The organism is Streptomyces blattellae, from assembly GCF_009709555.1.
GTDB classification, from domain to species: Bacteria; Actinomycetota; Actinomycetes; order Streptomycetales; family Streptomycetaceae; genus Streptomyces; species Streptomyces blattellae.
Genome location: NZ_WJBG01000186.1, coordinates 1 through 26,402, shown reverse-complemented (window position 1 = coordinate 26,402; position 26,402 = coordinate 1). Strand labels below are relative to the sequence as shown.

20 protein-coding genes are annotated in these 26,402 nt (G+C 68.5%); 5 read left to right on the top strand and 15 right to left on the bottom strand.

Annotated elements, in window-relative coordinates; all coding sequences use genetic code 11:
• Positions 1-165 precede the first annotated feature (165 nt).
• The 5 genes from GFH49_RS24505 to GFH49_RS24485 form a co-directional block, all read right to left on the bottom strand.
• The gene (locus GFH49_RS24505) at positions 166-1,386 is read right to left on the bottom strand and encodes an acyl-CoA dehydrogenase family protein (RefSeq protein ID WP_196218114.1); all 1,221 of its coding nucleotides are present in this window, start codon (positions 1,384-1,386) and stop codon (positions 166-168) included.
• Between the two features lie 127 nt (positions 1,387-1,513).
• Entirely contained in the window at positions 1,514-3,082 is a 1,569-nt protein-coding gene (locus GFH49_RS24500; protein ID WP_155058238.1) for a GMC family oxidoreductase, read from the bottom strand.
• 205 nt (positions 3,083-3,287) lie between these two features.
• Positions 3,288-4,208 (bottom strand): hydroxymethylglutaryl-CoA lyase, encoded by a 921-nt coding sequence (locus GFH49_RS24495; protein WP_155058237.1) that lies wholly within the window; start codon positions 4,206-4,208, stop codon positions 3,288-3,290.
• A gap of 9 nt (positions 4,209-4,217) precedes the next feature.
• On the bottom strand, positions 4,218-4,781 hold the full coding sequence (locus GFH49_RS24490) for a VOC family protein (protein ID WP_155058236.1): 564 nt from the start codon (positions 4,779-4,781) through the stop codon (positions 4,218-4,220).
• A 114-nt stretch (positions 4,782-4,895) separates the two neighbouring features.
• Positions 4,896-6,035, bottom strand: coding sequence for a CaiB/BaiF CoA transferase family protein (locus GFH49_RS24485; RefSeq protein ID WP_230396465.1), 1,140 nt, complete (start codon positions 6,033-6,035; stop codon positions 4,896-4,898).
• Between the two features lie 611 nt (positions 6,036-6,646).
• Between GFH49_RS24485 and GFH49_RS24480 the strand changes: the two genes are divergently transcribed.
• From GFH49_RS24480 to GFH49_RS24470, 3 genes are all read left to right on the top strand, one after another.
• Positions 6,647-7,507: a fumarylacetoacetate hydrolase family protein gene (locus tag GFH49_RS24480; RefSeq protein WP_155058235.1), complete on the top strand. Its 861-nt coding sequence runs from the start codon at positions 6,647-6,649 to the stop codon at positions 7,505-7,507.
• Positions 7,508-7,709: 202 nt separating this feature from the next.
• Positions 7,710-8,291 (top strand): TetR/AcrR family transcriptional regulator, encoded by a 582-nt coding sequence (locus GFH49_RS24475; protein ID WP_196218113.1) that lies wholly within the window; start codon positions 7,710-7,712, stop codon positions 8,289-8,291.
• A 198-nt stretch (positions 8,292-8,489) separates the two neighbouring features.
• Complete coding sequence (locus GFH49_RS24470; RefSeq protein ID WP_155058233.1) at positions 8,490-10,007, top strand: DHA2 family efflux MFS transporter permease subunit; 1,518 nt, start codon at positions 8,490-8,492, stop codon at positions 10,005-10,007.
• A gap of 74 nt (positions 10,008-10,081) precedes the next feature.
• On the opposite strand, the gene GFH49_RS24465 is transcribed toward GFH49_RS24470, so the two are convergent.
• The 4 genes from GFH49_RS24465 to GFH49_RS24450 form a co-directional block, all read right to left on the bottom strand.
• Entirely contained in the window at positions 10,082-11,407 is a 1,326-nt protein-coding gene (locus GFH49_RS24465) for an MFS transporter (RefSeq protein ID WP_155058232.1), read from the bottom strand.
• 150 nt (positions 11,408-11,557) lie between these two features.
• Positions 11,558-12,238 (bottom strand): GntR family transcriptional regulator, encoded by a 681-nt coding sequence (locus GFH49_RS24460; protein WP_196218112.1) that lies wholly within the window; start codon positions 12,236-12,238, stop codon positions 11,558-11,560.
• Between the two features lie 324 nt (positions 12,239-12,562).
• The gene (locus tag GFH49_RS24455; protein WP_155058231.1) at positions 12,563-13,624 is read right to left on the bottom strand and encodes a cupin domain-containing protein; all 1,062 of its coding nucleotides are present in this window, start codon (positions 13,622-13,624) and stop codon (positions 12,563-12,565) included.
• A 36-nt stretch (positions 13,625-13,660) separates the two neighbouring features.
• Complete coding sequence (locus GFH49_RS24450; RefSeq protein WP_155058230.1) at positions 13,661-14,659, bottom strand: TAXI family TRAP transporter solute-binding subunit; 999 nt, start codon at positions 14,657-14,659, stop codon at positions 13,661-13,663.
• A 102-nt stretch (positions 14,660-14,761) separates the two neighbouring features.
• Between GFH49_RS24450 and GFH49_RS24445 the strand changes: the two genes are divergently transcribed.
• Positions 14,762-15,400: an LUD domain-containing protein gene (locus tag GFH49_RS24445; RefSeq protein WP_196218111.1), complete on the top strand. Its 639-nt coding sequence runs from the start codon at positions 14,762-14,764 to the stop codon at positions 15,398-15,400.
• A gap of 115 nt (positions 15,401-15,515) precedes the next feature.
• Here the strand turns inward: GFH49_RS24445 and GFH49_RS24440 are convergent, their stop codons facing one another.
• The 3 genes from GFH49_RS24440 to GFH49_RS24430 all read right to left on the bottom strand — a co-directional run bounded on the left by GFH49_RS24440 (position 15,516) and on the right by GFH49_RS24430 (position 20,967).
• A complete protein-coding gene (locus tag GFH49_RS24440) occupies positions 15,516-18,929 on the bottom strand; it encodes an indolepyruvate ferredoxin oxidoreductase family protein (RefSeq protein WP_155058228.1) in 3,414 nt (1,137 codons plus the stop codon).
• Between the two features lie 320 nt (positions 18,930-19,249).
• The gene (locus GFH49_RS24435) at positions 19,250-19,774 is read right to left on the bottom strand and encodes a nuclear transport factor 2 family protein (protein ID WP_196218110.1); all 525 of its coding nucleotides are present in this window, start codon (positions 19,772-19,774) and stop codon (positions 19,250-19,252) included.
• Between the two features lie 218 nt (positions 19,775-19,992).
• The gene (locus tag GFH49_RS24430) at positions 19,993-20,967 is read right to left on the bottom strand and encodes a TrmB family transcriptional regulator (protein WP_155058226.1); all 975 of its coding nucleotides are present in this window, start codon (positions 20,965-20,967) and stop codon (positions 19,993-19,995) included.
• Between the two features lie 181 nt (positions 20,968-21,148).
• Between GFH49_RS24430 and GFH49_RS24425 the strand changes: the two genes are divergently transcribed.
• A complete protein-coding gene (locus GFH49_RS24425; protein WP_155058225.1) occupies positions 21,149-21,814 on the top strand; it encodes a TetR/AcrR family transcriptional regulator in 666 nt (221 codons plus the stop codon).
• 107 nt (positions 21,815-21,921) lie between these two features.
• Here GFH49_RS24425 and GFH49_RS24420 read toward each other — a convergent pair whose 3' ends face one another.
• The 3 genes from GFH49_RS24420 to GFH49_RS24410 form a co-directional block, all read right to left on the bottom strand.
• Positions 21,922-24,096: an MMPL family transporter gene (locus tag GFH49_RS24420; RefSeq protein ID WP_155058224.1), complete on the bottom strand. Its 2,175-nt coding sequence runs from the start codon at positions 24,094-24,096 to the stop codon at positions 21,922-21,924.
• Positions 24,097-24,208: 112 nt separating this feature from the next.
• Positions 24,209-24,877, bottom strand: coding sequence for a response regulator transcription factor (locus GFH49_RS24415; RefSeq protein WP_155058223.1), 669 nt, complete (start codon positions 24,875-24,877; stop codon positions 24,209-24,211).
• Positions 24,874-26,070 carry a sensor histidine kinase gene (locus tag GFH49_RS24410; RefSeq protein ID WP_155058222.1) on the bottom strand — a complete coding sequence of 399 codons (1,197 nt, stop codon included), beginning with the start codon at positions 26,068-26,070 and terminating at the stop codon, positions 24,874-24,876. Before GFH49_RS24410 ends, GFH49_RS24415 begins: the two co-directional genes overlap by 4 nt.
• Positions 26,071-26,402 lie beyond the last annotated feature (332 nt).

Sequence of the window (26,402 nt, the reverse complement as noted above, 5' to 3'; positions counted from 1 at the left end):
CCCGGGTAGAGGCGGAACGCCATCTTGAAGGCATCCGCGGGCAGTACGGGAATCGGCTCGGCCACGGCCACGCCGTGTGCGCTCAGGTCGTCGCTGTGGGGGGAATACGCATTCATGTCCCTACCTTTGATTTCTGATCGTAAGAAACGTGCGCGGCGGGGCCGTTCAGCCCTGCCCCACGGTGGCCATGTAGTCGACGGCCGCGCGGCGCCAGCTGAGGTTGACATGGTTCGAGGCCATCTCCACGTCGCGCTTGGCGATGGAGACCGGGTGCTTGGGGTTGCCTCCCTTGGCACCGACGAGGGCAGCGATCCGCTGGACGTTGCGCAGCGCGATGCGGGTGACGAGCGCGTTGTCGCGCGTGTCACGTATCAGCTCGGCGGGGGTCGTGGTCTGGTGTGCGGTGTTCCGCCGGGAAGCCTCCAGGCTGCGCTGGTCGACCAGCATGCGCGCCATCTCCAGCTCGCCGGCGGCCTCCGCGAACTCGGTCGCGACGTACTCCTGGTCGGCGAGCTTGGTGACGCCGCCCACGGCGCTGGCGACGCGGGTGGCCGACGCGGCCGTCTCGGCGAAGTGGTCGGCGGCGCCCAGCGCGGCGCCGACAGCGACGGCCGAGAACGGGAACCGGCCCGCCGCGGGCCAGGACGACCACAGCGAGTCGAACGTGGGGTGCAGGGAGCGCCGCTCCTCAGTCATCCGGCCGATGTCGCGCATCGGCAGGACCCGGCGATCGGGGACGAACACGTCTTCGAAGGCCATCGACCGGCTGCCGGTCCCCCGCAGACCTGTCGGGAACCAGTCGTCGATCGTCACGCCTTCCTTCTGGTCGACGAGGAACATGTGCCCTTCGCCGTTCTCCCCCGCGGGCGCATTGCACATCAGCCACTGGGAGAAGTCCGAACCGCTGCAGAACCCCCACTGGCCGGTCAGCCGGTAGCCGCCCGGCACCCGCTCCGCCTTGGCCTTCGGGTTCAGGTTGATGTTTCCGGCGATCGTCGCGTACGGGTCCTCTCCCCACATCTCGTCCTGCGCCTCCTCCGGGAAGGCGAAGCCGACGACGCTGCTGGCGCTCAGGATGGAGAAGACCCAGGCGGTGGAGCCACAGCCGCGGGCGAGCGTCAGGGTCACCATCGCGTGCTCATGATCGGTGAGCTCCAGGCCCTCGTATTTCTTGGGCCTGAGGATATGGAGGAGGCCGGCGTCCTGCATCCGCCGGTGGATGTCGTCCGAGATGCGTCGCGACTCGTCGGTCTCGGCGGCTCGTTCGCGGAGCAGGGGCACCAGATCCTCGGCCGCGCGCATGATGTCGTCCGCGGTCAGGGAGGAGTCGGGGCCGGGGCGTACGCCTGCAGCGGCACTGCTCGTAGAGGCGTTCTCGTTCTGCATTACGGACCTTCTCTCTGTGGGGGTGAGCGCTGGAAGGCAGTACGGGAGCCCCGTGGGCTCACTGCCAACGCCCTGATTCGGTGAGTTGTGGTATTGAGTGGCGGAGAACGGCCCGTCGGCCATTCCGTCACGCCTGTTGAGTCATGAATTCGCTGCCGCGTTCGCCGATCGCGACCGCCGCCGCGTGAGTCGGGGCGCGCGTGATGTCGGGCATGACGGACGCGTCGATCACCCGCAGTCCATCGATGCCGTGCACCCGCAGTTCGGGGTCGACGACCGAGAGGCTGTCGGTGCCTGCCCGGCACGTGCCGACCGGGTGGCTGATGGACATCGTCGTGCGGCGTACGTACTCAAGCACCGCGTCGACGTCGGCTGGGGCTGTGAGGTCTCGCGGGTGCTCCCCGACGTAGACACGGAACGCGGGCGCGGTCGCGATGTCCACGAGCTGGCGGATCCCCTCGACCAGGGTCTGTCGGTCGGACGGCTCGGTCAGATACCGGGGATCGATGACAGGCGCTGCCGTCGGGTCGTCGGACCGCAGGCGTATCTGCCCGCGACTGGCCGGGGTCAGCAGGCTCACCATGCAGGTGAGCGAGCGCTCCGTGCCGCCGGAGAAGTCGATCGGCGCCGGCAGCACCTGGATGTCGGGCGCACCAGATGCCCGACCGCACCGGAGGTAGGCCGCGACCTCGGCCAGCACCGCCAGCTGTCCGCGTCTCCGCTCGGCGTATGCGGCCACGTTCTCCTCGGTCTGGGCGTCGTTCCACGTACGGCCCCGCACGACCGGCCAGATGACCGGCACCGTCGGGTGATCGTGGAGGTTGGCACCGACTCCCTGGATGTCCGCCGCGACCTCGATGCCGAGGTCGGCCAGGTGCTGCGCCGGCCCGATCCCGGACAGCATCAGGATCTGCGGGGAACGCAACGCCCCCGCCGACAGCACCACCGATTCGGTCGCCACCGTCGTGCGCCGGCCGGAGCGGTCCAGGTACTCAACCCCGACGACGCGCTGCCCCTCCAGCAGGACGCGCTGGACCACCGCACCGACCTGGACCGTGAGATTGGCGCGGTCCATGGCGGGGATGATGTAGCCGCGGGTGCTGCTGCGTTCGCCGTTTCGGATGTTGCTGTAGAGGAAGCCTGCGCCGGCGATGTCGCCACTGTTGAAATCGCGGTTGATGTCGAGCCCGGACTCCAGGCAGGCCGTGACGAAGGACAGCAACATGGGGTTGACATCGCGCGCCGTGGTCACCGCGATGGGACCGCCCTGAGCGTGCAGCTCGGACTCGCCGAGTTCGTTGTCCTCGCTGCGGCGAAAGCTGGGCAGGAGGTCCTCCCATCCCCAGCCCTTCATCCCTCGTTCCGCCCAGCCGTCGTAGTCCTCGCGGGCACCGCGGCACCAGGACATGAAGTTGATCGCTCCGCCGCCGCCCACGACGCGCCCTTGCGGGATCTGCACCTTGCGGCCCTGGAGTTCCGGCTGGGCGACGGTCTCGTCGCACCAGTCGAACTCGCCGTGCTGCAGTTGGAAGACGCCCAGGGGCGGAATCGAGGCGTTCGCGGGAGTCGTGTCGAGGGGACCGGCCTCAAGGAGAAGGACGCGGGATCCGTCGCGCTCGCTGAGACGCGCCGCCACCACACTGCCGGCCGCGCCGCCACCCACAACTACGTGATCAAAGTGTCTGAGCTCCGTCATGGCTTCTCCTACGGGGCCGAGCGTCGAGAAGGTTCTCGATCCTTCGAGGGATGGTGCGGGCCTGGATGCCCACAGCGGTAAGAGGTACTCACCGAGAGCGTGAGGGGAGGTGTCCGGAGCCGGCCCGGCGCGCTGGGGGGAGCGCTGGCAGGCCGGCTCCGGCCATGACGACCACCGTTGTCGAGCCGAGCGAGGGGGGACTCCGTCAGCTCACAGTCATCGGTGGCCGCGTCCGCAGCCTGCCCCCTGCCCGCAGCAGTTGGCTCTCACCGGGGTGACCGAGCACGGTTTCGAGCTGGCGTGCCGCCCGCATGACCGCGTCGAGATCGAGTCCCGTCGAGATTCCGCTGTCTTCGAGGAGGTAGACGAGTTCTTCGGTCGCGATGTTTCCGGTCGCCCCCGGTGCGAAGGGGCAACCACCGAAACCGCCCGCCGACGCGTCGACCATCGTGACGCCCGCCTCGATGGCCGCCCAGGTACTGGCCAGGCCGGTCCCTCGGGTGTTGTGCATGTGGACGGCCAAAGGCGTGCCCGGCACCGCACCGCGTACGGCGTCGATCGTGGTCGTGACCCGTCCCGGGACCACTGTCCCGACCGTGTCCCCCAGCCCGATGATGTCGGCGCCGGCGGCCACCGCCCCGGCGGCCAGCTGTACGGTGCGGTCGGTGCTGGTTCTGCCGTCGAACGGGCAGTCCCACGCCGTCGCGAGGATGACCTCGCAGCGGCCGGAGACCTCATGGACGAGTTCCGCGATCCGCCCGACCAGGTCCAGTGACTCGGACGTGGAGCGGCGCACGTTGGCCTGGCTGTGCCCGTCCGCCACCGAGACGACGTACTCGATCGTGCGGAACCCGGCCCGGATCGCCCGCTCCGCACCACCGACGGAGGCCACCAGCGCCGACCATTCGATCTCGGGCCACTGCGTCACGAGTTCGGCGACGTACTCCGCGTCGGCCATGCTCGGGACGGCCCGGGGCGAGACGAACGCGGTGGCCTCGATGCGCTTGGCCCCGGTGGCGACGAGAGACTCCAGCACCCGCGCCTTGTCGGTGCGGTCGAGTGGCTTCTCGAGCTGCAGTCCGTCGCGTGGCGCGACCTCGCGAATCGAGACAACCGGCTCAGTCATTGACGGCTCCTAGTCGCGCGGGGTCCAGTTGTGGAGGAGCTCCGGCCAGTTCGGGAACCCGAAGGGACCGCCCATGGGGGTGACCTTGTCTTCGGGGACCTCCTCCCACGTCGTGGCCTCAAGGTTGTTGCCGTCGGGGTCACGGAAGTAGACGGAGACCGCCGACATGCCGCGGTGGCTGCGCGGGCCGTCGAACGGGACGCCCTGGGCCGTGAGGTGGTCGGCGAACTGGAGCAGGCCCTCGGCGGTCGTGCCGAACGCCCAGTGCGGCTGGGGTTCCAGCGTCTCCAGGTCCGGGTAGGACTTGTCGTCCTTCGGCTTGGCGATCTCGATCAGCGTCGTTCCGACGTGGAAGAAGATGTGCTGCGGGCGCCCCAGCTTGATGTCCTCGGCGTCCCAGCCCGCCCGGTAGACCTCGACCCCGCCGAGGACCTGCTCGATGAACTTCGCGGACTTCAGCGGGTCACGGACCGCCATTCCGACGTGGTCCAGTCCCGTGAGGCCGACCGAGTTCTTCGGGATGTCGAACCGGATTCCGTGGTCGAGGAATACCTTGGTGATCTCTGTGGTCACGGCTCACGCTCCGTTGCGTTTCATTGATTCACTGATGTGTTCTTCGGTTTTCTGGTCGCGTGGTGAACGACCAGGGTCTCTGCCAATCCCGTGGCTTTGCCGAAGGGGACGTGCTCAGTCGAGCAGATGGTTGTGCTCACCGAGTTTCGGTGCGCCGCGTTCCACTGCTCCCGGCGTTGTGGAGAGTTTGGGAACGATGCCCGGCATGGGCACCTTCTCGCCGTCGAGGGACGGGTCGGCGACGTGCAGAATCATGTCGCGGGCGCGATAATGTTCGTCGCTGTGGATATCGGCCGCGTTGTAGATCCGGCTCGCCGGAACCCTGGCTTCGTCCAGCAGCGAAAGCGCCTTTTCCGAGTCGAGGGACCTCGCCCATACGGCGACTTCCTCATCGAGTTCGCTCTGCCGAAGCGCCCGCTCGTCATGCGTGGCGTAGGAATCGGGCTCAAGCCACTCCTCGCGGCCGATCGCCCGGGCGAACCGCTCGAAGACCGCGTCCTGATTGGCGCCGATCGCCAGCCACACACCGTCGGACGCCTGGTAGACGTTCGACGGCGCGATACCCGGCAGGATGGCACCCTGCGGTTCCCTGACCACGCCCATCAGTTCGTACTCCGCCGCGATCGACTCCATCAGGCTCCACATGGCCTCGTAGAGCGCGACATCGACCATCTGACCCGCGCCCGTCCGCTCCCGAACCCGCAAGGCAAGCTGCGCCCCGACGAAGCCATAGATGCCGGCCATCGTGTCGGCGATCGAGATCCCCACCCGCACGGGCGGCCGGCCTGGCTCGGCGGTCATGTACCGGAAGCCGCTCATCGCCTCGCCGATCAGACCGAAGCCCGGCCGGTGCGCATACGGGCCCGTCTGTCCGAACCCCGAGATACGGACCAGGATCAGAGCGGGGTTCAGCTCATGGAGCACGTCCCAGCCCAGACCCCACTTCTCCAGCGTGCCCGGACGGAAGTTCTCGATGACGACATCCGCGTCCGCAAGAAGTCGCTTGAGCTGCTCCTGCCCCTCTGACGTGGACAGGTTGATGACGACGGAGCTCTTGCCTCTGGCGACATAGGACCAGTGCAGCCCCACACCGTTGTGCAGCCGGCCCCAGTGCCGCATCGGGTCGCCGCTCGGGGGCTCGACCTTGATCACGTCCGCGCCGTGGTCGGCGAACATCCGACCGCAGACGGGACCTGCTATCAAGTGCCCGAGCTCAACCACCTTCAGCCCGGACAGCGAACGACCGTCAGACACGTCGCCTCCGTGTGGACAAGTAAGAAGCAGTGCGTAGTTAGGATACGAACGACTACCGCTCGACGCAAGACCGGGGGGCCGGGTCAAGCGCGGCGGACACTGCCGAGGCGCACCTCTTCGGCACCCCTAACCGGACAACTGTCCGCACGATCCGAGACTACCCTCCCAGCACGGCGACGGGAAGCGCGGCGCTGTCAGAAAACAGGATGAAGGCCTCAGGCCAGGGTGTCGGGCACGTCGAGGCGGGGCTGGTGGAGCCAGGAACGAGCCACCGTCCGGCCGCAGGAAGCGGACAATAATCCGCCCACTATGACCAGGGCACTCAACGGAAACCGTCACCCTGCCGATGCGCGCCGTCCGACCTGGACCGCCATCGCCGAGGCGACGAGCGGGCCGCTCGCCCGCTCGCGGTGATCCCCACCCTCCCTCAGAGGCGCGTCATACCGGACCTCACGGCTCCGCTCGGGCGTCCGGATCTCGCCCGACATCCACCGGATCAACACGGTCACGTGACGTGCAGCTCTCGACCTGGACCCCATTCGACCCTATAGTCGTTAGTCGATTCACTTCTATGTGTACTGACCACAGTGATACCTACGACGGGAGACCCTGTGAAGCTTGCGCTCTTCGACGGCGGCCGGATCGGCGTCGTCAAGGATTCCGAAATTGTGGACGTGACATCTGCGGTGCCGGGCTTCGACTCGGGTTACGCCCAGAACCACTGGTTGCGTCTGTGTGCCGATTTCCACGAACTCCGGGAACCACTTGAGCGGGCTGCGGCGACCGGCCCTCGCATCCCGATCGAGCAGGCCAACCTTGACGCTGCCGTGCTGAATCCGTCGAAAATCGTCTGCGCCGCGGCGAACTACCAAGAGCACCTCGCGGAAATGGAGCCGATCCTCACCGACGCGCAGCGCGCATCCGCGTCCTGGTTCCTCGCCTTCGACGTCTTCCTCAAGGCGCCGAGCAGCATCATCGGACCCGGCAGCGACATCGAACTGCCCGATCTGCCGAACGCGATCCACCACGAGAGCGAACTCGCGCTGGTGATCGGCAAGACCGCGCGGAACGTCGACGCCGCAGAGGCCCTCGACCACGTCCTCGGATACACCATCCTCATCGACGTGACCGTCCGCGGCGACGGCGACCGCACGCGCCGGAAGTCGTACGACACGTTCACCCCCGTCGGCCCCTGGCTCGTCACCGCGGACGAGGTCGGCGATCCCCAGGACCTCGACATCACCCTGGACGTCAACGGCGAGAGCCGGCAGTCCGTGAACACCAGGACGATGAAGGTCCCGGTCGCCCAGATGATCGCCTACGCCTCCAGCGTCATGACCCTCCACCCCGGCGACCTCCTCACCACCGGTTCCCCTCCCGGCGTCGGCGCCATCAACCCGGGTGACCGGCTGGACGCGCACATCGAGAAGATCGGCTCGATGCAGCTGGGTGTCGTCGGCCCGAAGGGCTGAGCCGGAGCCCGCGTCGAAACAGCCGCGGAAGAGGTCCGGGCCGCCAGTGGCGGCCCGGACCTTCGTCTTGCCGGGATCCGGAAGAATCGCCGGCCCGTTCAGCACCGGCCGTCACCCGCCCGGTGTGGGGTCGCGATCCCGGGGCACCCTTACGGCTATGCAGAGGTTGCACCATGGAAGCGCCCATGCAACCGTTGCACTTATGGGCGAAAGTGTAACCGCGTTGAAGCGGAAGTGGGTCGCGGAGCGAATCGCTCGCTGCGCCCAGGCGCTCGCCGAGGAACGCGGCATCGACGGATTCACGATGGACGATGTCGCCGAGTGTGCCGGGGTGTCGCGACGGACGCTGTTCAACTACGTGCCTGGGAAGCTGGACGCGATCCTCGGCGCGGCGCCGGACCCGGACCCCGCGCTGTTCTCCGAGTTCCTGGCCGGCGGGCCGACCGGCCGGCTCGGGGAGGACATCAAGGCCGTCGTCGGTGCACTGCTGGACAGCAAGGACACCGCTGCGGACGACGTGGAGCGCGTCCGGCGGCTGATCGCCTCGGACCCCCGACTCCACAAAGCGATGCGCGACAGATTCGGCAAGGTCGCCACCTTCTTCGCCGAAGCGATCCTGACCCGAGAGGGCCCGGACGCCGATCCGCTCCGGGGTCGAGTGGCTGCCACGGTGACCTTGGCGCTGTTCGACCTGGCGCTCGAGAATTTCGTCGCCGACCCGGAGACAAGCCTGGTCGACCACTACATGCGCGTCTTCGGCCGCGCCACCGCGCTCTTCGACTGATCGCTCCGACGTCCGCCGGCCTGAGAAACCTCAAGACATCTGGGATCGACCCAGGGCCGGACGCGCACCAAACCTTCTCGACTCGCCCTGCACTACGAGGTCCGCGACGGCCTCTGGCACCAGAGCGCTGCCGTGGGCGGCCTGCACCAGCGGCCCATGGCACCCCCATCCTTGTACTTCTAGCTCGTGGGAGCCGGTATGGGAACTTCCATCGCTCAACGGTCGGACAAGCTCGACCGCAGTGTCATCATCACCGGGCTCGTCATCGTATCCGGGATGATCATGGTGGTGCTCGACACCACGATCGTGAACGTGGCCCTGGACACGCTGAGCACCGAACTCGACGCACCACTGTCCACAACCCAGTGGGTGGTCACCGGCTACCTGCTCGCGGTGGGCCTCGTCATCCCGCTCAGCGGCTGGGCCATGGACCGGTTCGGCCCGAAAGCGGTGTGGATCACGTCGGTGACCCTCTTCGCGGCGGGCTCCGCCCTGTGCGCGACCGCCTGGTCGGTCGAGGCCCTCATCGCGTTCCGCGTGCTCCAGGGACTCGGCGGCGGCATGCTGCTGCCCGTCGGCCAGGCGATCATCACAAGGGCGGCTGGGCCCGAACGCCTCGGGCGCGCGATGAGCATCCTCGGCGTTCCCATGCTGCTGGGGCCGGTGTTCGGCCCCGTGGTCGGCGGTCTGCTCGTCGAGTACACCAACTGGCAGTGGATCTTCATCGTCAACGTCCCGGTCGGCATCCTCGCCATCGTGCTCGCGGTGTGGAAGCTGCCCGACGGCGGTGCTCTGAGCGAGCCCGGCCGCCTCGACGTACGCGGTCTCGTCCTGCTCTCCGGCGGCCTCGTGTGCCTGCTCTACGGGCTGTCGCAGGCCAGTTCGCACGGCGGGTTCGGTGACTGGAGCGTGCTCGGATGGCTCATCGGGGGTGCCATCGGCCTGGCTCTCTACACCTGGCACAGCCTGAGCAGGGGAGCCGAGTCGATCATCGACGTCCGCCTGCTCACCGATCGGCTGTTCGCCAGTGGGACCGTGGCGATGTTCCTCGTCGCGATCGGGATGTTCGGCGGCATGCTGCTGCTCCCGCTCTACTACCAGACCGTCCGCGGTGAGGGGGCCCTGAACGCCGGTCTCCTGCTCGCCCCGCAGGGCCTCGGCGCGATCGTGGCGATGGTGATCGGGGGCAGGCTCACCGACCGGATCGGCGCGGGCTATGTCGTGCCCGTCGGTATCGTGCTCGCCTTGCTCGGCACCTTCCCGTTCACGCAGGTGGGGGTCGACACGTCGTACGTCTGGCTGAGCCTGACCCTGTTCGTGCGCGGCGTGGGGCTCGGGGCGGTGATGATGCCGACGATTGCCGCCGCCTACACGAAGCTCAGCAAGGACGCGGTGACGCGGGCGGCGCCGACCCTGACCGCCATCCAGCAGGTCGGGGCGTCGTTCGGCAGCGCCGTGCTGGTGACCGCGCTGACGCAGCGCTTCTCGGACCAGCTCAGCTCGCAGGGCATTCAGGCGGCAGGCGGCGGGACGGACCAGATCAGCTCGGTGCCGCCGGAGCAGATGCCGGTGGTCGGGCCGCTCCTGGCCGATTCGTTCGGTTTCGCGTTCTGGATCGCCTTCGCGCTCACGGCGGTGATCATCATTCCCGCGTTGTTCCTGCCCCGTCACACGACCCGGGGCCAGGGAGAGATGCCGGTACCTCCCAGCATCTAGGCCCTGTCGAGGACTTCCTTGCACCGCCGGCGACATCACCGTGCCGGCGGTGTCTTCGCGAGGGCCACCGCGCGTCAACTGTGCTCAGGCGAGACTTCCTTCCGGACCGGGGCCTTGGCCTCGGCCGCGGCGGTGCGGGCCGGTTCGACGAGCAGGGCCGACGCGACGAGCCCCACCCCCCACATGCAGGCGATCACGATATAGCTCACCGTCCGCGAGCCGTCGGTGGCGTCCCGCAGCGCCCCGATCAGGACCACCCCCATGAACTGGCCGATCGCGCCGAAACTGTTCCCCACCGCCAGCGCCCCGGCCGCCGCCGTCTGGGGAAGCACCGCACCCGGGATCGACGCCAGGACGCCTCCGGTGCTGATGACCGCGCCGCCCGCCACGATGAGCACCGTCACATGAAGCCAGAGAGTGCCGGGCAGCAGTGTCCCGATGAGCAGGGCCGCCGTCGCCACGCCGAACCCCATGAGCATCGGCGTCCTTCTGTTGTCGTGAGCGTCGCTCCATCGGGCGGCCAGCACCACCGCGACCGCCCCGAACAGCGAGGGCAGGGCCACCATCACCCCGACTTCGAGCGAGGTCGCGCTCGGCGAGAGGTCCTCGAAGATGGTGGGCAGCCACAGGATCAGTCCCACCGATCCGCCGGTACCGGCGAAGTACAGGGCCGCGAGCACCCAGACGAGACGTTGCCGGATCAGCAGGCCGAAGGCCATGCGGTCCTCGCCGGCCTTGGCCGCCTCCTCCGCGGCGACGCGCTCGGTGACGGCCGCGCCCTCCGAACCCTTCAGCCAGCGGGCCTGCCTCGGGGTGTCCGCCGCGACGTAGAGCCAGACGAACGCCCACACCAGTGGGGGTACGCCCTCGATCAGGAAGACCGTGCGCCAGCTCAGGTGGTCCACGAGCAGTCCGGTGAGCGGGGCGCCCAGCACCTGGGAGATCGGCAGTACCAGGAGGAACGAGGCCGCCGACCTTGCCCGTTCGGCGGACACGAAGTACCTGCCGAGCAGGAGGATGACGAGAGGTATCAGCGGCCCCTCGGCGAGTCCGAGCAGGAAGCGCATGATGACCAGCTGGGGCACGTTCTGCACCAGGCCGGTGCCCGCCGCGGCGAGTCCCCAGAGGATCATGCACCAGAACACGACCCAGCGCGGCCCCCACCGGCGGGCCGCCCGGATGGCCGGCAGCTGCAGGAGCATGTAGCCGATGAAGGCCGCCCCCTGGGCGAGTCCCGTCGCCGTGTCGGACATGGGGATGTCGTCGTCGAGATGCGGGAACAGCTGGGCGGTGTTGGTGCGGTCGAGGTAGTGCAGTCCGTAGGTCACGAAGACGATCGGGATCAGGATCGTCCAGCGCGTCCGTGGCAGGGGGACGGTGGCGCGGTCTGAAAGGGACATGGCTTACTCCTGGGGATGGAGGAGCTGGAGTCGCTGAGGTCAGGCTGGTGCGGGAGGTGTGAGCGGCGACCGGCGAGCACATGCTGTCGGGCAGGGAAGAACCCGGTCTCGACGTACGTCACGAGCCGGGTTGCGGTAGAGGCGTCTGTTCTATTCGAGGCTGAGGGACAGGCGGGCAAGCTTCCTTTCGCGTTCGAGACAGTCGCGCACTGCCCGCGCGACCGCGGCCGAGTCGCGTCGCCGGAAGACGCCGATCAGATCGCCATCGGCCCCGCCAAGGCGCGCGTGTACGTCGTGAGCGTGCTCCAGCCGGCTCAGCCCCATGCGTACGTAGCGCTCCCCTGCCCGCCACAGCGTGGTCAGGATCCGGATGTCCCAGCCCGTGGCCGCCGGCGCCAGCAGGTCGAGGTGAAGGGCCTGGCGGGCCTCGAAGGCCCCGTCGGTCCCGGTCTGCTCACCACCGAACCCGGCGGCCCGCTGTTCCAGGCGGTCGAGTTCCTCGTTCGAGATGATCCGGCACGCACGGCCCGCGAGCTCGGGCTCCAGAGTGCGGCGCAGGCGGTAGACAGCCTCAAGCTCAGCCAGGTCGAGGGGGGCCACGACGGCGCTGCGTCCGGGCCTGGTGACGACGATGCCTTCGTCCTCCAGGCTGCGCAGCGCCGTACGCACGGCGGTGAAGCTGACTTCCGGCATGCCGGCCAGCTCACGCGGCGACAACTCCTGGCCCGGTGCGAGCGCCCCGGACAGGATGGACCGCCGTATCTCGTCTGTGACCAGTTGTACGACCGAGCGTGGCGCTACGGCCCGCACGGCCGCGTCGGACGATGTCACCACCGCGGACCTCGGCTCCAGTTCATGTCAGGCATCGGTTCGGCCGGCCGGGATCTGCCACGGAACGGTGGCCGCGGCAGGCCTCGGCGATGGCCCTCGGGCGTCTGGCGGGGTAGGGTCGCGGCCTCGGGCCTGCGGCTCAGTCTCATCGGACGGCAAGCCCACGGGGCACGGGAGAGCCCGGTGTTGGAGTCGTACACCTGCCCGATGCGGTGCGGACCCCGAGGCCCGCCGAGCAGGAGTTACACGACCAGCGCCGGGCCCTCCCGGATTCGGGAGGGACTCACCACCCTCATGGGATGTCCCTCCCGTTCCTGCCCGCTCTTACCGGGACTGCTCCCGGTAAAAGCCGGTCTTATCCATGAGGGGCTTGTCGCTGAAGTTGAACAGCACGGCGTCCGTGGTCGACGAGGTGTTGGCGTGCCGGTGCCAGGCCCAGTTGGGGACCGTGAAGGTGTCGCCCTTGGTCCACGCGAACTCCTCGCCGTTGATGACGGTCACACCCTGGCCCTCGATCACGTGGTAGACGGTCGAGGAGGTGTGCCGGTGCTCTTCGGCTCGCAGCCCGGGACGCAGCAGGTTGACTCCGCACGACATGGTCGGTCCGATGGAGCCGCCGGTCGTGGGGTTGCGGAACTCAAGGGAGACGCCGTCGAAGGGGTCGCCGTCCGCTTCACGCAGCGCGTCCAGCGCCCGACGGGTGTCGGCCCACTTGTAGTTGTACAGAGGGGAGTCCATCCCCTCCCACTTCGTCCACGTCGGCAGGAGCTGGCCCACCCCGTAGTGCCTGACCGAGTCGCCGGAGCTGATGATCGGCTGGTCGCCCCCCTCAAGCTCCTCGTAGAAGATGGCTTCCAGCGACCTGGTGAGCGGCAGATCCAGCCCGTCCAGCCAGATCACGGGCTCGTCTCCGTCGTTGCGGTGGTCGTGCCAGCGCCAGCCGGACGTGAGCACCACGTCGCCGGGTTCCAGCTCGCACATCTCGCCGTCGACGGTGGTCGACGCGCCACGGCCCTCCAGGATCAGCCGGAGCGCGTTGATCGTGTGCCGGTGCGCGTCCGCGATCTCACCCGGCAGCACCATCTGGATCGACGCGGTCAGCGTGTGCGTGGTCCCGATCTTCGGCGCCATGCCCGGGTTGATCAGGTTGAGCACCCGCCGGTCCGCCCCGTCCGCACCCACGGGCAGCAGCTCCGCCGCCTTCTGCATGGCCGGGCGGATGTCGGCCCACCGCCACAGATAGGGCTCCATCGCCGACGACGGCTCCGCCGGCATGAACCCCGGCTGGGTGATGAAGACCGGACTCGCGTGGAAGGCGTGCACTTCATCGACGAAGGCGGTGCGCTCGTCGGCCTTGGTCTCGGGTGTGGCTTCCGTGATACTCATTGCCTCTCGCTTTCTTTCACTACGGTTCTATGGCGATCACATGTAGCCCTTGGAGCGGTAGAACCGCTCGGCACCGGGGTGCAACGGGAGTTCCGCGTTCTGCCAGGTCTTCGCCAGGTCGACCGTCTCGCTCAGGCCCTTGTGGGCGCCCTGCGACTCGAAGAGCGTCTCCATCTGGGGCAGCTGCTGCTCCAGACCCTGCAACGTCAGGAAGACGAGTTCCTCGTCGATGTCGGCGCGGCAATACAGCATCCAGCCCGCGAAGTCGACCGTCGGAACGTCGGTCTTGACACCCGGCAGCCGTCCCGCGGGGAGCACGCTCCGGCGCGCGCCGTACTTCGCCTCCAGGGACGACAGCACCTCGTCCTCGATCGGAAGGAACGTCATCGGCACGGCTTCGGCCAGCTCAAGCCAGGACTTGGACATGATGCCCTCGTCGAAGACCGCGTCGAGCTTTCCTTCCGCGAGCAGGGCCGCCCGCCCGGTCAGCCCCCCGTCGGTGACCTCAAGGAAGTTCAGCTGCCGCTCGCCGGAGGAGACGGTGCCGCCCCATCCCTCGATGGCCTCGACACTCACCCCGTACTCGGCGTACAGCAGGTCCATCACCCAGCCCAGCGGGTGACCCAGGTGTGTCGGCCCGGTCGAGATGCGCAGCGGGATCTTCTCTTCGAAGATCTGCCGGAGCGAGGTGATCCCGAGATCCGCGCGGACCGCGAGGGCGAGCTGATCGAAGTGGGGGAACACGCACACGGCACGCAGGTCGAGCGGCCGGTCGGTCAGCCCGAAGGCGGTGACGCCGTCGGCCGCGGCCTTGGCCATCCAGGGCGGAGACGTCATGCCGAAGTCATAAGTGCCGTCGTCCACCAGCTGCATTCCGCGCATACACGACTTGCCGGTGTCGATGGTGTGGATCGAGACGGACGAGCCTTCAGGCAACGGACTGTTGTAGCCGGTGAGGCCGAGCCCGAGCATACTCCCGACCCTCAGCCAGTTCGCACCCGAGGTGAGCAGCCGTACCTCGATAGGAGAACTCATCAACGGTCATCTCCTTACGTCGTTAGTCAGTACACTACTATGAGTCGCAGCGCGTGGCTACAGCTCGCAACGTGTTTCGGAAAACGAGAGGGTGTGCGTCCCATGCCGATGCCAGAATCCGCCCCCGCACATGAAGACCATCGCGGCGCAGCCGGCGACCACGACCTGGAGTCTGTGGCCGCCGGCTGCGCCCGGCGAGGCTTCAACCCTGAGGTGGTCGCCGATCGCGAAGAAGCACTACAGCGGATCCACGAGCTGATCCCGGCCGGTTCGGACGTCACCAACGGCAGCTCGGTGACTCTCCACGAGATCGGGCTCATGGCCGAACTTGAGTCCTCGCGGCGCTGGCGCTGGCGGCGAGCCGAGATCTACGCCACGAAGGAGCCCGAGAAGCGGGTGGAGCTGCGTCGTTGGGCGACTACCGCCGACTACATGGTGGGCAGTGTGAACGCGCTGGCCGCGACCGGGGAGGCCGTCTGTCTGGACGCGGGTGGCACAAGGGTCGGCGGCTACGCCTACGGTGCGGGGCAGGTCATCTGGGTGGTGGGGCGCAACAAGATCACCCCGACGTTGACCGAGGCCATCGAGCGCGTCCGCACGCATGTCTTTCCGCTGGAGGATCAGCGCATGCGAAGAGACATGGGACAGCCGGCCTTCGCCGGAAAGCTCCTGGTGGTCGAGCACGAGCCGCTGCCTGACCGGATCAAGCTGATTCTCGTGGACGAGGATCTCGGCTACTGACGTCCCCTCGCGCCGCCGGACGTCTCGACGCCGCCGGCGTGAACCACTCTCAGAGCGCTGCGGGACGCACCTGAATCGGTGCGTCCGCAGCGCTCTTCGACGTGTCAGACCCTGGTCACTGCCCGGTGCTGAACGTGTCGGCCAGACCGGAGGAGGAGCGCTCCCCCGCACCGGACTCCAGGGCGGCCAGGATCTCGGCCTGCCTGCTGCGGTACCGGGCCACGTTGGCGAGCTTGATCTCCTCGTAGCCACGGACCATGTCCGGCAGCTCGGCGAGTTCGCGGACGAGCGGGTGACCGGGCGCCACCCGCAGCGCACGGCTGATCGCCTCGCGGTACTCGCCGATGAGCGCGCGTTCCGTGCGGCGGACGGGGTGGTGGCCGAAGGGGTCCAGCCACTTGCCCCGGACCTTGCGCAGAGCGCGCAGGGACCGGAAGGCCGGGCGGAACCACGGGCCGAGCTTGATCTTGCTGTTGATGCCGACCGCACGCAGGATCGGCGGGTGCAGGTGGTAGGTCGCCCGGGAGCCGACGCCGAACTGCGCGTCGATCTCGGCCTGCAGCCGCGGGTCCAGGCTGAGCCGCGCGACCTCGTACTCGTCCTTGTACGCCATGAGTTTGTACAGGTTCCGGGCGACGGCCTCGGCAGCGTCGGGCGCCTCGCGCCGTACCTGTTCGACGAAGCGGGCGTACGTCGCGGCGTAGGCCTCGTTCTGGAACTCGACCAGGTCGGGGATCCGTATGTCGAGCAGCCGGGCGAGTTCGCTGCCGGGTTCGGCGGCCACCAGGGACCGGATCTCCGGAGGGCTGGTGCGTTCGGCGACCGGCGGCGTGGCGGACAGTTCCTCCTCTAGGCCGGCCGGGTCGGCGACGACCTGGCGGCCGCGCCGGAAGGCCTGGAGGTTGGCGGCCACGGCCGTGCCGTTGATCTCGATGGCCCGCTCGATGCTCTCGGCCGTGATGCCGAGGGCACCGGCCTGATACGCGGCGCCCAGCTGGAGGATGTTGGCGAACTGGTCGTCGTCGAAGAGCGCCTCGGCCAGGCCGCGGGCGTCGAGGTAGTACTGGTGCTTCGTCACCGCGTCGATGGCCGACCGGATGGACGACGCGCTCGGGAACGAGACGCCCGGGTCGACGATCATGCTTCCGGTGGGGACCTCGGTGGTGGACACCACGGCCGTCGTCCGGGCCGAATGGGCGACGCGCAGGTTCTCCGCGTCGGCGCCGACGAGTGAGTCGCAGACGAGGTAGAGGTCGCATTCGCCCGCCGCGAGTTTCGCCGCCTGGTCGACAGAGGTCGAGGTGACCTTGATGTCGGAGACGACGGCGCCGCCCTTCTGGGCCAGCCCGGTCTGGTCGATGGTCCGTACCTGCCGGCCGTCCAGGAACGCGGCGGTGGCCAGGATCTGCGCGGTGGTGACCACGCCGGTGCCGCCGACGCCGGTGATCCGGACGGTGAAGTCGCTCGTGACCATGGGGTCCGTGAAGGCGTCCGCCGCCAGCTCGGCGAAGACCCGGTGCACGCGCTTGCCGGTGGGCGTCACCGTCATGAACGACGGGCAGTCCCCGGCGAGGCAGGAGTAGTCGACGTTGCACGACGACTGGTGGATCGCGGTCTTGCGGCCGAACTCGCTCTCGACCGGCTGTACGGACAGGCAGTTGGACTTGGCTCCGCAGTCGCCGCAGCCTTCGCAGACGCGTTCGTTGATGAAGACCTTGGAGGCGGGCGCGGACGCCTTGCCGCGGCGCCACTTGCGGCGCTTCTCCGTCGCGCACTCCTGCTCGTGAATGAGCACGGTGACGCCCTGGACCTTCGCCAGCTCCTCCTGGGTACGCAGCAACTCGTCCCGGTGGCGGACCTCGACACCCTTGACGGCCTTGATGCGGCGGGGCGCGTCGCTGGTGATCACGACCTTCGCCGCGCCTTCGAGCAGCAGCAGCTCGGCGACCTTGTGCACCGGCAGACCGCCGATCGCGTCCTGTCCCCCGGTCATGGCGACCGCGGAGTTGTAGAGAAGCTTGTAGGTGATGTTCACCCCGGCGGCGACGGCCGCGCGAACGGCCAGGCTGCCGGAGTGGGTGAACGTGCCGTCACCGATGTTCTGCACGAAGTGCTCAGCGTCGACGAAGGGCGCCATCCCGATCCACTGGGTGCCCTCGCCGCCCATCTGGGTCAGCCCGATCACGTCGCCGACGACTTCGGGTTCCATGAACAGCGCCATGGTGTGGCAGCCGATACCGGCGCCGACGACGGTCCCCTCGGGGACCTTGGTCGACGAATTGTGCGGGCAGCCCGAGCAGAAGTAGGGGGTGCGGCTCAGCAGCGGGAGATCGATACGGCCTCGCGGTGTGGGCGCCGGGGCGAGTTCGGCGTAGCGGGTCAGCCGGCTCCGCAGCCCCCGGGCGACCTTGTCCGGGTCCAGCTCGCCGGACTCGTCGAAGAACTCCTTCCCCCGCACCTCGGGGGCGTCATGGCGGCCGTAGAGGACTTCCTTCACCGCGGACTCGATGAACGCCCGCTTCTCCTCGACCACCACGATCTCGTCCAGACCGTTTGCGAACTCCCGGACGATCTGGGGTTCCAGCGGATAGACGGCGCCGAGCTTCAGCAGCCGGATCCCGAAACGGCTCAGGTCCTCCTCGCCGAGTCCGAGGATGCGCAGGGCCTGCCGGACGTCCAGGTAGGTCTTGCCCGCCGCCACGATCCCCACCCGGGCGCCGCTGCCGCTGCCGGCGATCCTGTTGAGCCCGCCGGCCCGGATGTACTCCGTCGCGAGCGGCAGCCGCGTCCGGAACAGGCTCTCCTCCAGGGCGGCCAGCTCCTTGCCGAGCAGCCGGGCACTGGGCTGATGACGGTAGGCGGCATCGGACAGCTCCGGCGGTGCCCACTCGCTGCTGACCAGGGCCGTGGCCGCCGTGTCGGCGACGTTGGTGACCAGCTTCATCGAGGACCACAGACCGCTCGCCCTGGAAAGCTCCACCGCGTGCAGGCCGAAGTCCACGATGTCCTGGACGTCGGCGGGGTAGAGCACGGGGACCGCGAGATCGGCCAGGGCGCGTTCCGACGCGCACGGAACCGTCGAGGACTTGGCATTGGGGTCGTCGCCCACCAGGGCCACCGCGCCTCCTCGCGGATCCGTGCCGACCAGGTTGGCGTGGCGCAGGGCATCGGTAGCCCGGTCCAGGCCCGGGGCCTTGCCGTACCAGAGCCCGGTCACGCCCTCGGTCCGCGCGGCAAGCCGTGCCGTCAGCTGGCTGCCCATCACGGAGGTCAGGCCGAGTTCCTCGTTCAGGCCGGGCTGATGCACGACCCGGTAGTCACCGAGGAGGCGGCTTCGCCGCGCCAGCTCCAGGTCGAACCCGCCCAGCGGGGATCCCTCGTAGCCGGAGACGAACGCGGAGGTCTCCTTTCCGTTACGGCGATCATGCCGGGCCCGGTCGAACAGCATCCGGACGAGGGCCTGGATGCCGGTGAGATAGACCTCGCCGTCTTCGTGCAGATAACGATCTTCGAGTGTGAACGCGACCACTGCGGAACTCCCTCACGGGCGGTGGCGAGCATGCTCGGCGCGCGCAGCGCCATCTGCTCAGCGGGGTGCCGCCGAGGCGCGGGATCGCGGCTGCCTCGTCGGCGAGATATCTGTCACTTGCCTGACCAGGCCGGGAAACGCACGCGGCTCAGCTGGTCAGGTGGAGTCGACTGCGGTTCGGCAGCACCCTGAAGGGGCGCCGTATCGACATGCGGCTGCCTCCGCGCGGGCACGGCCGGCCACGATGGTGCCGCACATGACCGACGGCATATAGCGGGCCCCTCGGCGGCAGCCGCATATCGACACAGCCGGCGGAGCCCTCAGGCAGTCGCGTCGCCGCGGGGCGCGACTTCGGTGGTGAAGTACGACCTGAGGCGCGCGAAATTGGAACGGTAGTTTCCGATGAAACCGGCGATGCGCCAGCCGTCCGGCGTCCGGCGGCAGGTCCCCTCCCCCATCGCCCCGGAAATCTCGACGCCCCCGTCCGGCCACGAATTGGTCTGGGTGCCCGACATCATCACGTTCGCGGTGTCCCCGTCGAGGATCACCACGACGTTGGTCCACTGGTGCTGGCCCTTGATGCCGGATTCCTCACGCCAGTTGGTCTTCTTGGTGAGTCCGGTGTTCTGGCCCTGATCCCAGTTGACGAAGGCCGGAACGCCGTCGATATGGGTCGCCAGACTGCAATCGGACGTGACCATCGAAGGCAGCGCGTCCCAGTCCCAGCGATCGAGATGCGCGTGAAACCGGAGGACGAGCTCGGTCACTTCGGCGCGGTCGAGGAATGCGGAAAACCGTGGTCTGAGATCAGCGGGCAGTTGGCCGAAACCGTCGGAGGTGGTCACCGGTTTGCTCCTTCTGGGCAGTGGTGTACGCACCGAGCGTGGGAGTGCAGCGACGGACTTGCCCGGCCGACGGTGCGCGAGGGGCGCGCACGATCGTCACTCTTCAGGCTTCATGGCCATCGGGGACCATGCAGAGGCCAGCCTCACACGCTGATGCGTAGTTAGCCTACAAACGACTAATCGCCGAGCGCAAGAGGCCATGGCCTGGCAGGCCCGTTTCAGGAGCCGGCGCGCGGCCCCTTGCGGCGAGCCGTCGGCTGCTGTCCGTTCGCGTCGCCGCCACGGCGGGACCCCGCCGGACGCAGCGGCTCCCGCGACGGTTCGACAGCGAAGGCAGTCTGGTTCAGGCGCTGCAGCAGGGCCGCGGCACGCCCCGGCGTCCGGAAGCGCTGCACTTCGGGATCGGTGGTGAACACGTCCCGCGCCTTCTCCTCGACACCGAGCTTGGCCAGAACCAGTTGCATGCTGAGTTCGTACCGGAGAAGTTCGGTCGCCACGAGCACGATCGCCGGATCGTCGGCGAACACCCCCCAGGCCTCGTCTTCCACCAGGCCGCCGATCACGACCTGCTCGTTGTCCATTCCGACGATCAGCAAGCGGCAGCCCAGACTGGCGAGCGATTCCTCGTCGTTCGCCGTGCGGTGCAGCACGGAATAGCCGACCGGTTCCTCGGGTTGGGTCATGCTGGAGTACACCATTTCGACCCGGATGCCCTTGTCGGCCGCCCGGCGCAGCAACGGCGCGAGCTCCTCGTACTCGGTCGGCCACGCGAACAGGAGCAGGCTCTGCTGCGCCGCGCCGATCAGGTCCTCGCAACGCTCGATCAGCTGCTTGCGGCCGCTCAGCGGATGCGTCAGATGCGTGGTCTGCTGAGTGGTCACGTGACGCAGCGAATGTTCGAGGCTGTCGAGCGAGGCCTCGGTCTCCCGGCGGATCCTGCTCAGCAGCATGGTCGGGGGCATGGGCACGTAGGCGGTCGCGTCGCCGTCCCCCTTGACCTCGTACGCCGCGTTGCGGGCCTTGAGCTTGCCAAGGACCTCGTACACCGTGCTTCGCGGAACGCCGGAGCGTTTGGCCACCTCGTAGCCGTTCAGCGCCTCGCCCGCGGAGATGAGCGCGATGTACGCCTTGGCCTCATACCCGGTCATACCAACGAACTGGAGCTGTGCGATGAGATCGTCCACGCCAAGCATGTTAGTCGTTGGTCAAGGAACGTCCATGCGCAGATTTACCGCAGGATGTCCCCTGGACCCCGACCGCATACGGTCGGCGCAGGTCAGCCTGGTGCCTCAACCGTCCTGAAGTTAACAGAACGATTTTCTCTTAACAAAGGGTCTGCTGTTCTGTTAACACGGATCGTGGGAAGATGCACGCATGTCCGAGTTTCAGCGTGCCCGGCGGCCGGAGCACAAGGAGCAGCGCCGCCAGGCCATCCTCTCGGCTGCGCGCCGTCTGGCCACCGTCTCCGGAGTCCACAACGTCACGCTCAGCGGGGTCGCCGCCGCCGTCGGGCTGGCCAAATCCAACATGAGCCGCTACTTCGGTACGCGGGAGGAGATGTACCTTGAGCTGGCCTCGGAGTGCTGGCGCGAATGGCGCCAGGCCGTCGTCGAACGGCTCTCGACCGGTGATGACGTCGTCACGACGCTCACCGAGACCCTGCAGGCCCGGCCCCTGTTCTGCGACCTGCTCGGCCACACGGGGACGACCCTCGAACACAACGTCTCCGTCCCGGCGGCCCGCGACAGCAAACACACGATGATCGTCGTCATCGAGGAGATCGGCGCCGCGATCGCCGCAGCCGACCAGCGCCTGACCGCGAGCGAGGGCCGCGAACTCGTGACGGCAGCGGCGGGGCTGGCCGGCGCCGTCTACTCGGCGGCCAATCCGCCCCCCACCCTGGCCGAAGCGTACGGGCAGAACCCGGAACTCGCCGCGGCGCGGCTGTTGTTCCTGCCCACCATGCAGCGCCTCGTCGGCGCGCTCAGCGCGGGACTGCCCGCCCTGCGGCCGCACATCGCCTACAGCGCGACGAGTTGACCCGGGAAGCGATCGCGGCGATACACATCACAGCCGCCCTCACATGACAGCGCGCGTGCCCCGGCCCGTTGACGGGCCGGGGCACGCGCGACTCCAGAGGTCGGAGATCAGGCGACCGGTTCGGGCTGCCGTTCCTCGTCGACCGTTTCCGACGGGCCTTCGACGGACAGGTGCGGAAGGCGCTTGTCGAGCCAGTCGGGAATCCACCAGTTGGCCTTGCCGAGCAGGAACATCGAGGCCGGGACCAGGACCGTCCGCAGGACGAACGCGTCGATCGCCACGGCGGCGGCCAGGCCGATGCCGAACTCGGCGACGATCCGCTCACCCCCGAACGAGAAGGCGATGAACACGCAGAACATGATGGTGGCCGCTGCGGTGATGACGCGTCCCGTCTCGGCCATGCCCACCGAGACGGCCCGCTTGTTGTCGCCGGTGTGGACCCATTCCTCGTGCATGCGGCTGACGAGGAACACCTGGTAGTCCATCGACAGGCCGAACAGGACCGACAGCATGATGACCGGCAGGAACGCCTCGACCGGTCCGGCCGCGCCCCAGCCGAAGCGCTCCGAGCCCCAGCCGTACTGGAAGAACGCGACGATCACGCCGAAGGAGGCGGCAGTGGCGAAGAGGTTCATGACGGCGGCGACGACAGGCACCATGAGGCTGCGGAACGCCAGGAGCAGCAGCACGCAGCCGAGCGCGATGATGACCGTGAGGAACAGCGGGAGCTTGCCCGTCAGGACTTCGGCGAAGTCGTCGAAGATCGCCGTCTGGCCGCCCACGTAGACCTCGAGCGTGGTGCCCTCCTCGGCCGGCGGGATCACGTCGTCGCGGAGGTGCTGGATGAGCTCCGCGGTGTCCTCGGACTGCGGCGACGTCGTCGGGATGACCTGGATGATGCCGACCGTGGCGTCGGCCTCCGCAGGCAGCGTGGTCACGGCGGCGATGCCCTCGGTGTCGGAGAGCTGCGTGGCCAGGCTTTCCAGAGCCTGCCGGTCCTCGGCTCCGGGCGTTTCCGCGACAAGCTGGAGCGGACCGTTGAAGCCGGGGCCGAAGCCTTCGGCCAGCATGTCGTACGCCTTGCGGGTGGTGGTGTCTTCGCCGTGGTTACCGGCATCGGAGGAGCCCAGCCGCAGCGACAGCACCGGCAGGGAAAGCACGGTGATCACCGCAAGGGAGAGCACCGAGAGGACCACCCGGCGCCGTTCGGCGATCACGGCCCAGCGGGCCCAGAAGCCCGGCTTGTTCTCGGGGACGGCGGCCTGCGCGCGGCGTTCGCGGCGGCTCAGCACGCGCATTCCGATGAAGCCGAGCAGCGCGGGCAGCAGGGTGATCGCGGAGAGGACGGTGAAGACGACAGTGACCCCCGAGGCGATCGCCATGCCGTTGAGGAAGTCCACGCCGAGCACGAACAGGCCGAGCAGGGCGACCACGACGGTACCGCCCGCGAACATCACCGCGCGGCCGGAGGTGTCGATGGCCTTGACGACCGACGCCTCCATGTCCATGCCGGACTTCAGGTTCGTTCGGTGCCGGGTGACGATGAACAGCGCGTAGTCGATGCCGACACCCAGACCGATGAGCGCGCCGAGGACGGGGCCGATGTCGCCGATGCTCGTGACATGGGTGAGCAGCGTGACGGTCATGAGGCCGACGCCGACTCCCGCGACCGCGGTGGCGATCGGCAGCAGCATCGCGAACAGCGAGCCGAACGCCACGAACAGCACGATCGCGGCGGCGGCGATGCCGACGAGTTCGGCGGTGGGCGCCTCGGACTCCTCCGCCTGGCTGACCGGGTCGCCGCCGAGCTCCACCTTCAGGCCGTCGCCGCGGGCTTCCTCGGCGGTCTCGACGAACTCCTTGAGGTTGGCCGTATCCAGGTCGAAGGTCTGCTTGGTGAAGTTCACGGAGGCGTACGCGACGCTCCCGTCCTCACTGATCTGCTGCGCGCCCTGCTCGCTGTACGGGCTGGTGATCCCGGCCACTTCCGGGATCTTGGCGATTTCGTCGAGGGTGGTGGTCATCCGGTCTTCGACGGCGGCGTCCCGGACGTCGCCGTCCTCCGACTCCCACACGACGGTCGCGGTGGCGCCGGACTGGGCCGGCATCGTCTCTTCCAGCAGTTCGAGCGCCTTGCTCGACTCGGTGCCGGGAAGGGAGAAGCTGTCGCTGGCCTTGGAGCCGGCGGCGGTTGAGGCTAGGCCCACACCGGCTAGCAGTGCCACCCACAGCAGCACAACGAGAAGCCGGTGGCTATAGCACCAGCGGGCAAGGGCGGACAAGGGGACTCCTCACGAGCAAGGTGGACACGGTGCTTCCAGCCTCGTGCGCTCCACCCGCCCGACCTGTCCCCCTGACGAACGGTTTCCGGCCTACCGCGATCGCGGTATCGCCCTACACCGGCCGCGCTGAACCGGGCCGCACGAGGCCCGTCTCGTAGGCGAGCATGACAAGTTGGGCCCGGTCATGTGCATCGAGCTTGGCCTGCGTCCGGTTCACATGGGTCTTGGCGGTATGCGGGCTGATACCCAGTCGCTCGGCGATCTCGTCGTTGCCGAGCCCGGCCGCGACCAGGATGAGGATCTCCCGTTCCCGCTCGGTGAGCATCGCCAGCCGCTCGGCGGCGGCATCCACGTCCTGCGCGGGCCCGCGCAGGAAACGGGTGATCAGCGCGCGTGTCGCGCCGGGAGACAGCAGCTCCTCGCCCCGGGCGACGAGGCGGATCGCATGCTGGAGTTCCGTCGGCTCGACCCCCTTGCCGAGGAACCCGCTTGCCCCGCTGCGCAGCGCGGCAAACACGTACTCGTCGATCTCGAACGTGGTCAGCACCAGGACTCGGACATTCGGCAGCGCGGAGGTGATCTGCCGGGTCGCGGTGAGACCGTCCGAGCCGGGCATCCGGATGTCCATCAGGACGACGTCGGCCTCCGGGGCGAGCCGGACCGCCTCCCTCCCGTCGGACGCCTCACCCACCACCTCCATGTCGGGTGTTGCGTTCACCAGAACCTTGAAACCAGCCCTGACCAGCTCCTGGTCATCAGCCAGCAATATCTTGATCTTCATGTCCCCGCCCTCTCGTGCGGCAGCAGGACCCGCACATCGAACCAGCCGTCGGTCATGCACGCCGCGAACGTTCCGCCAAGGGCATGCGCGCGTTCCCGCATGCCGAGCAGCCCATGGCCGCCCTCCCCCAACTCCACGAGATCGCGAACCGTGGAGGATCCGGACCGCGACGAGGGATCAGCCCGGTTGCGGACGTGGATCCGCAGCGCGGCCGGCAAGTAGCGGAGCTCCAGCTCGGCGTAGGGGCGGGACGCGTACTTGCTGGCATTCGTCAGGGCCTCCTGGACGACCCGGTACGCGGTGAGCCCCACCGCCGCGGGAAGGTCCATGGGCGTACCGGCGACCTTCTGGTCGACGATCAGGCCGGCGGCTGTGAAGCCCGCGATCAGGTCGGGCAGCGCGTCCAGACCAGGGGACGGCTCGACGGCCGCCTCGTCCGGGGCACCCGGCCGGCGCAGCAGCCCGAGCGTGGTGCGGACCTCCGCCAGTGACGACCGGGCGGCCCGCCGGATGTGCGCGAGGGACTCCCTTGCCTGTTCGGGTTCTGTCTCCATCACATGAGCCACCACCGCCGCCTGCACGTTGATGATGGCGATGTGGTGGGCCAGGACATCGTGCAGTTCCCGGGCGATCCGCAGCCGCTCGTCGATGACCCGGCGGCGTGCCTCCTCCTCCCGTGTCCGTTCGGCCCGCCGCGCTCGCTCCTCGACCGCGGCGACGTAGGCATGCCGGTTGCGGACCGCGAGCCCGAACGCCGCGGCCGATGCGCTCATCGCGATCACCGCGACGCTCTCCGGGCCCAGCCACCCGCTATCGCCGGACACCACACTCGTCCCGGCCAGGAGGACCGCGACGGCGGCGACCTCCAGCACCGCTTCGCGCCGCGGCCGGCGCCGCGCGCACGTGTACATCGCGATCATCGTGGCCGGCATCAGCGGACTCTTGTCCCCACCGGACGCGAGGTAGCCGGCCGCTCCCAACGCGGTCACGGCGAGCACCGCCAACGGCCAGCGCCGTCGGAAGACCAACGAGGCGCAGACCACGGCCCCGAAGAACGCGCCCCGGAGGGTCGGCGGCCCGGTGCTGCTGTTCCCGTCCAGAACCGGGACCAGCAGCGAGGTCGCGTACACGCCAACGGCCAGCAGCGCATCCACGGCCTGCAGGCGCTTGCGCCCCCATGACGGTGAAGTCAACGCTCACCTCCCAGATGATCTGCCCCGCCGCATCCGCCTGAGTGCGCGAGGCGGCCCATGACGTGCGGCCGTCGCCCTGCCCTCAGTGCGCCGGCGCGGACGGCTACTGCCGGGCCCGTACCGTTCGGGCACGTCCCGCCATGGTTACCCACGCGCACCTCCAGGGCGGATTCGGGGGTCAACCTCGGTCGGAGGAGGGCATGTCGATCCCGCGTGCACGCAGGGAGTCGGCCACCTTCTCCAGCAGCCTGAGCAACTCGCCTCGTTCTTCGGGTGTGAAGTCGTCGAACAGCGCCGCCGCGGTCGATTGCGAGGGTGCGAGTTCCTGCTCC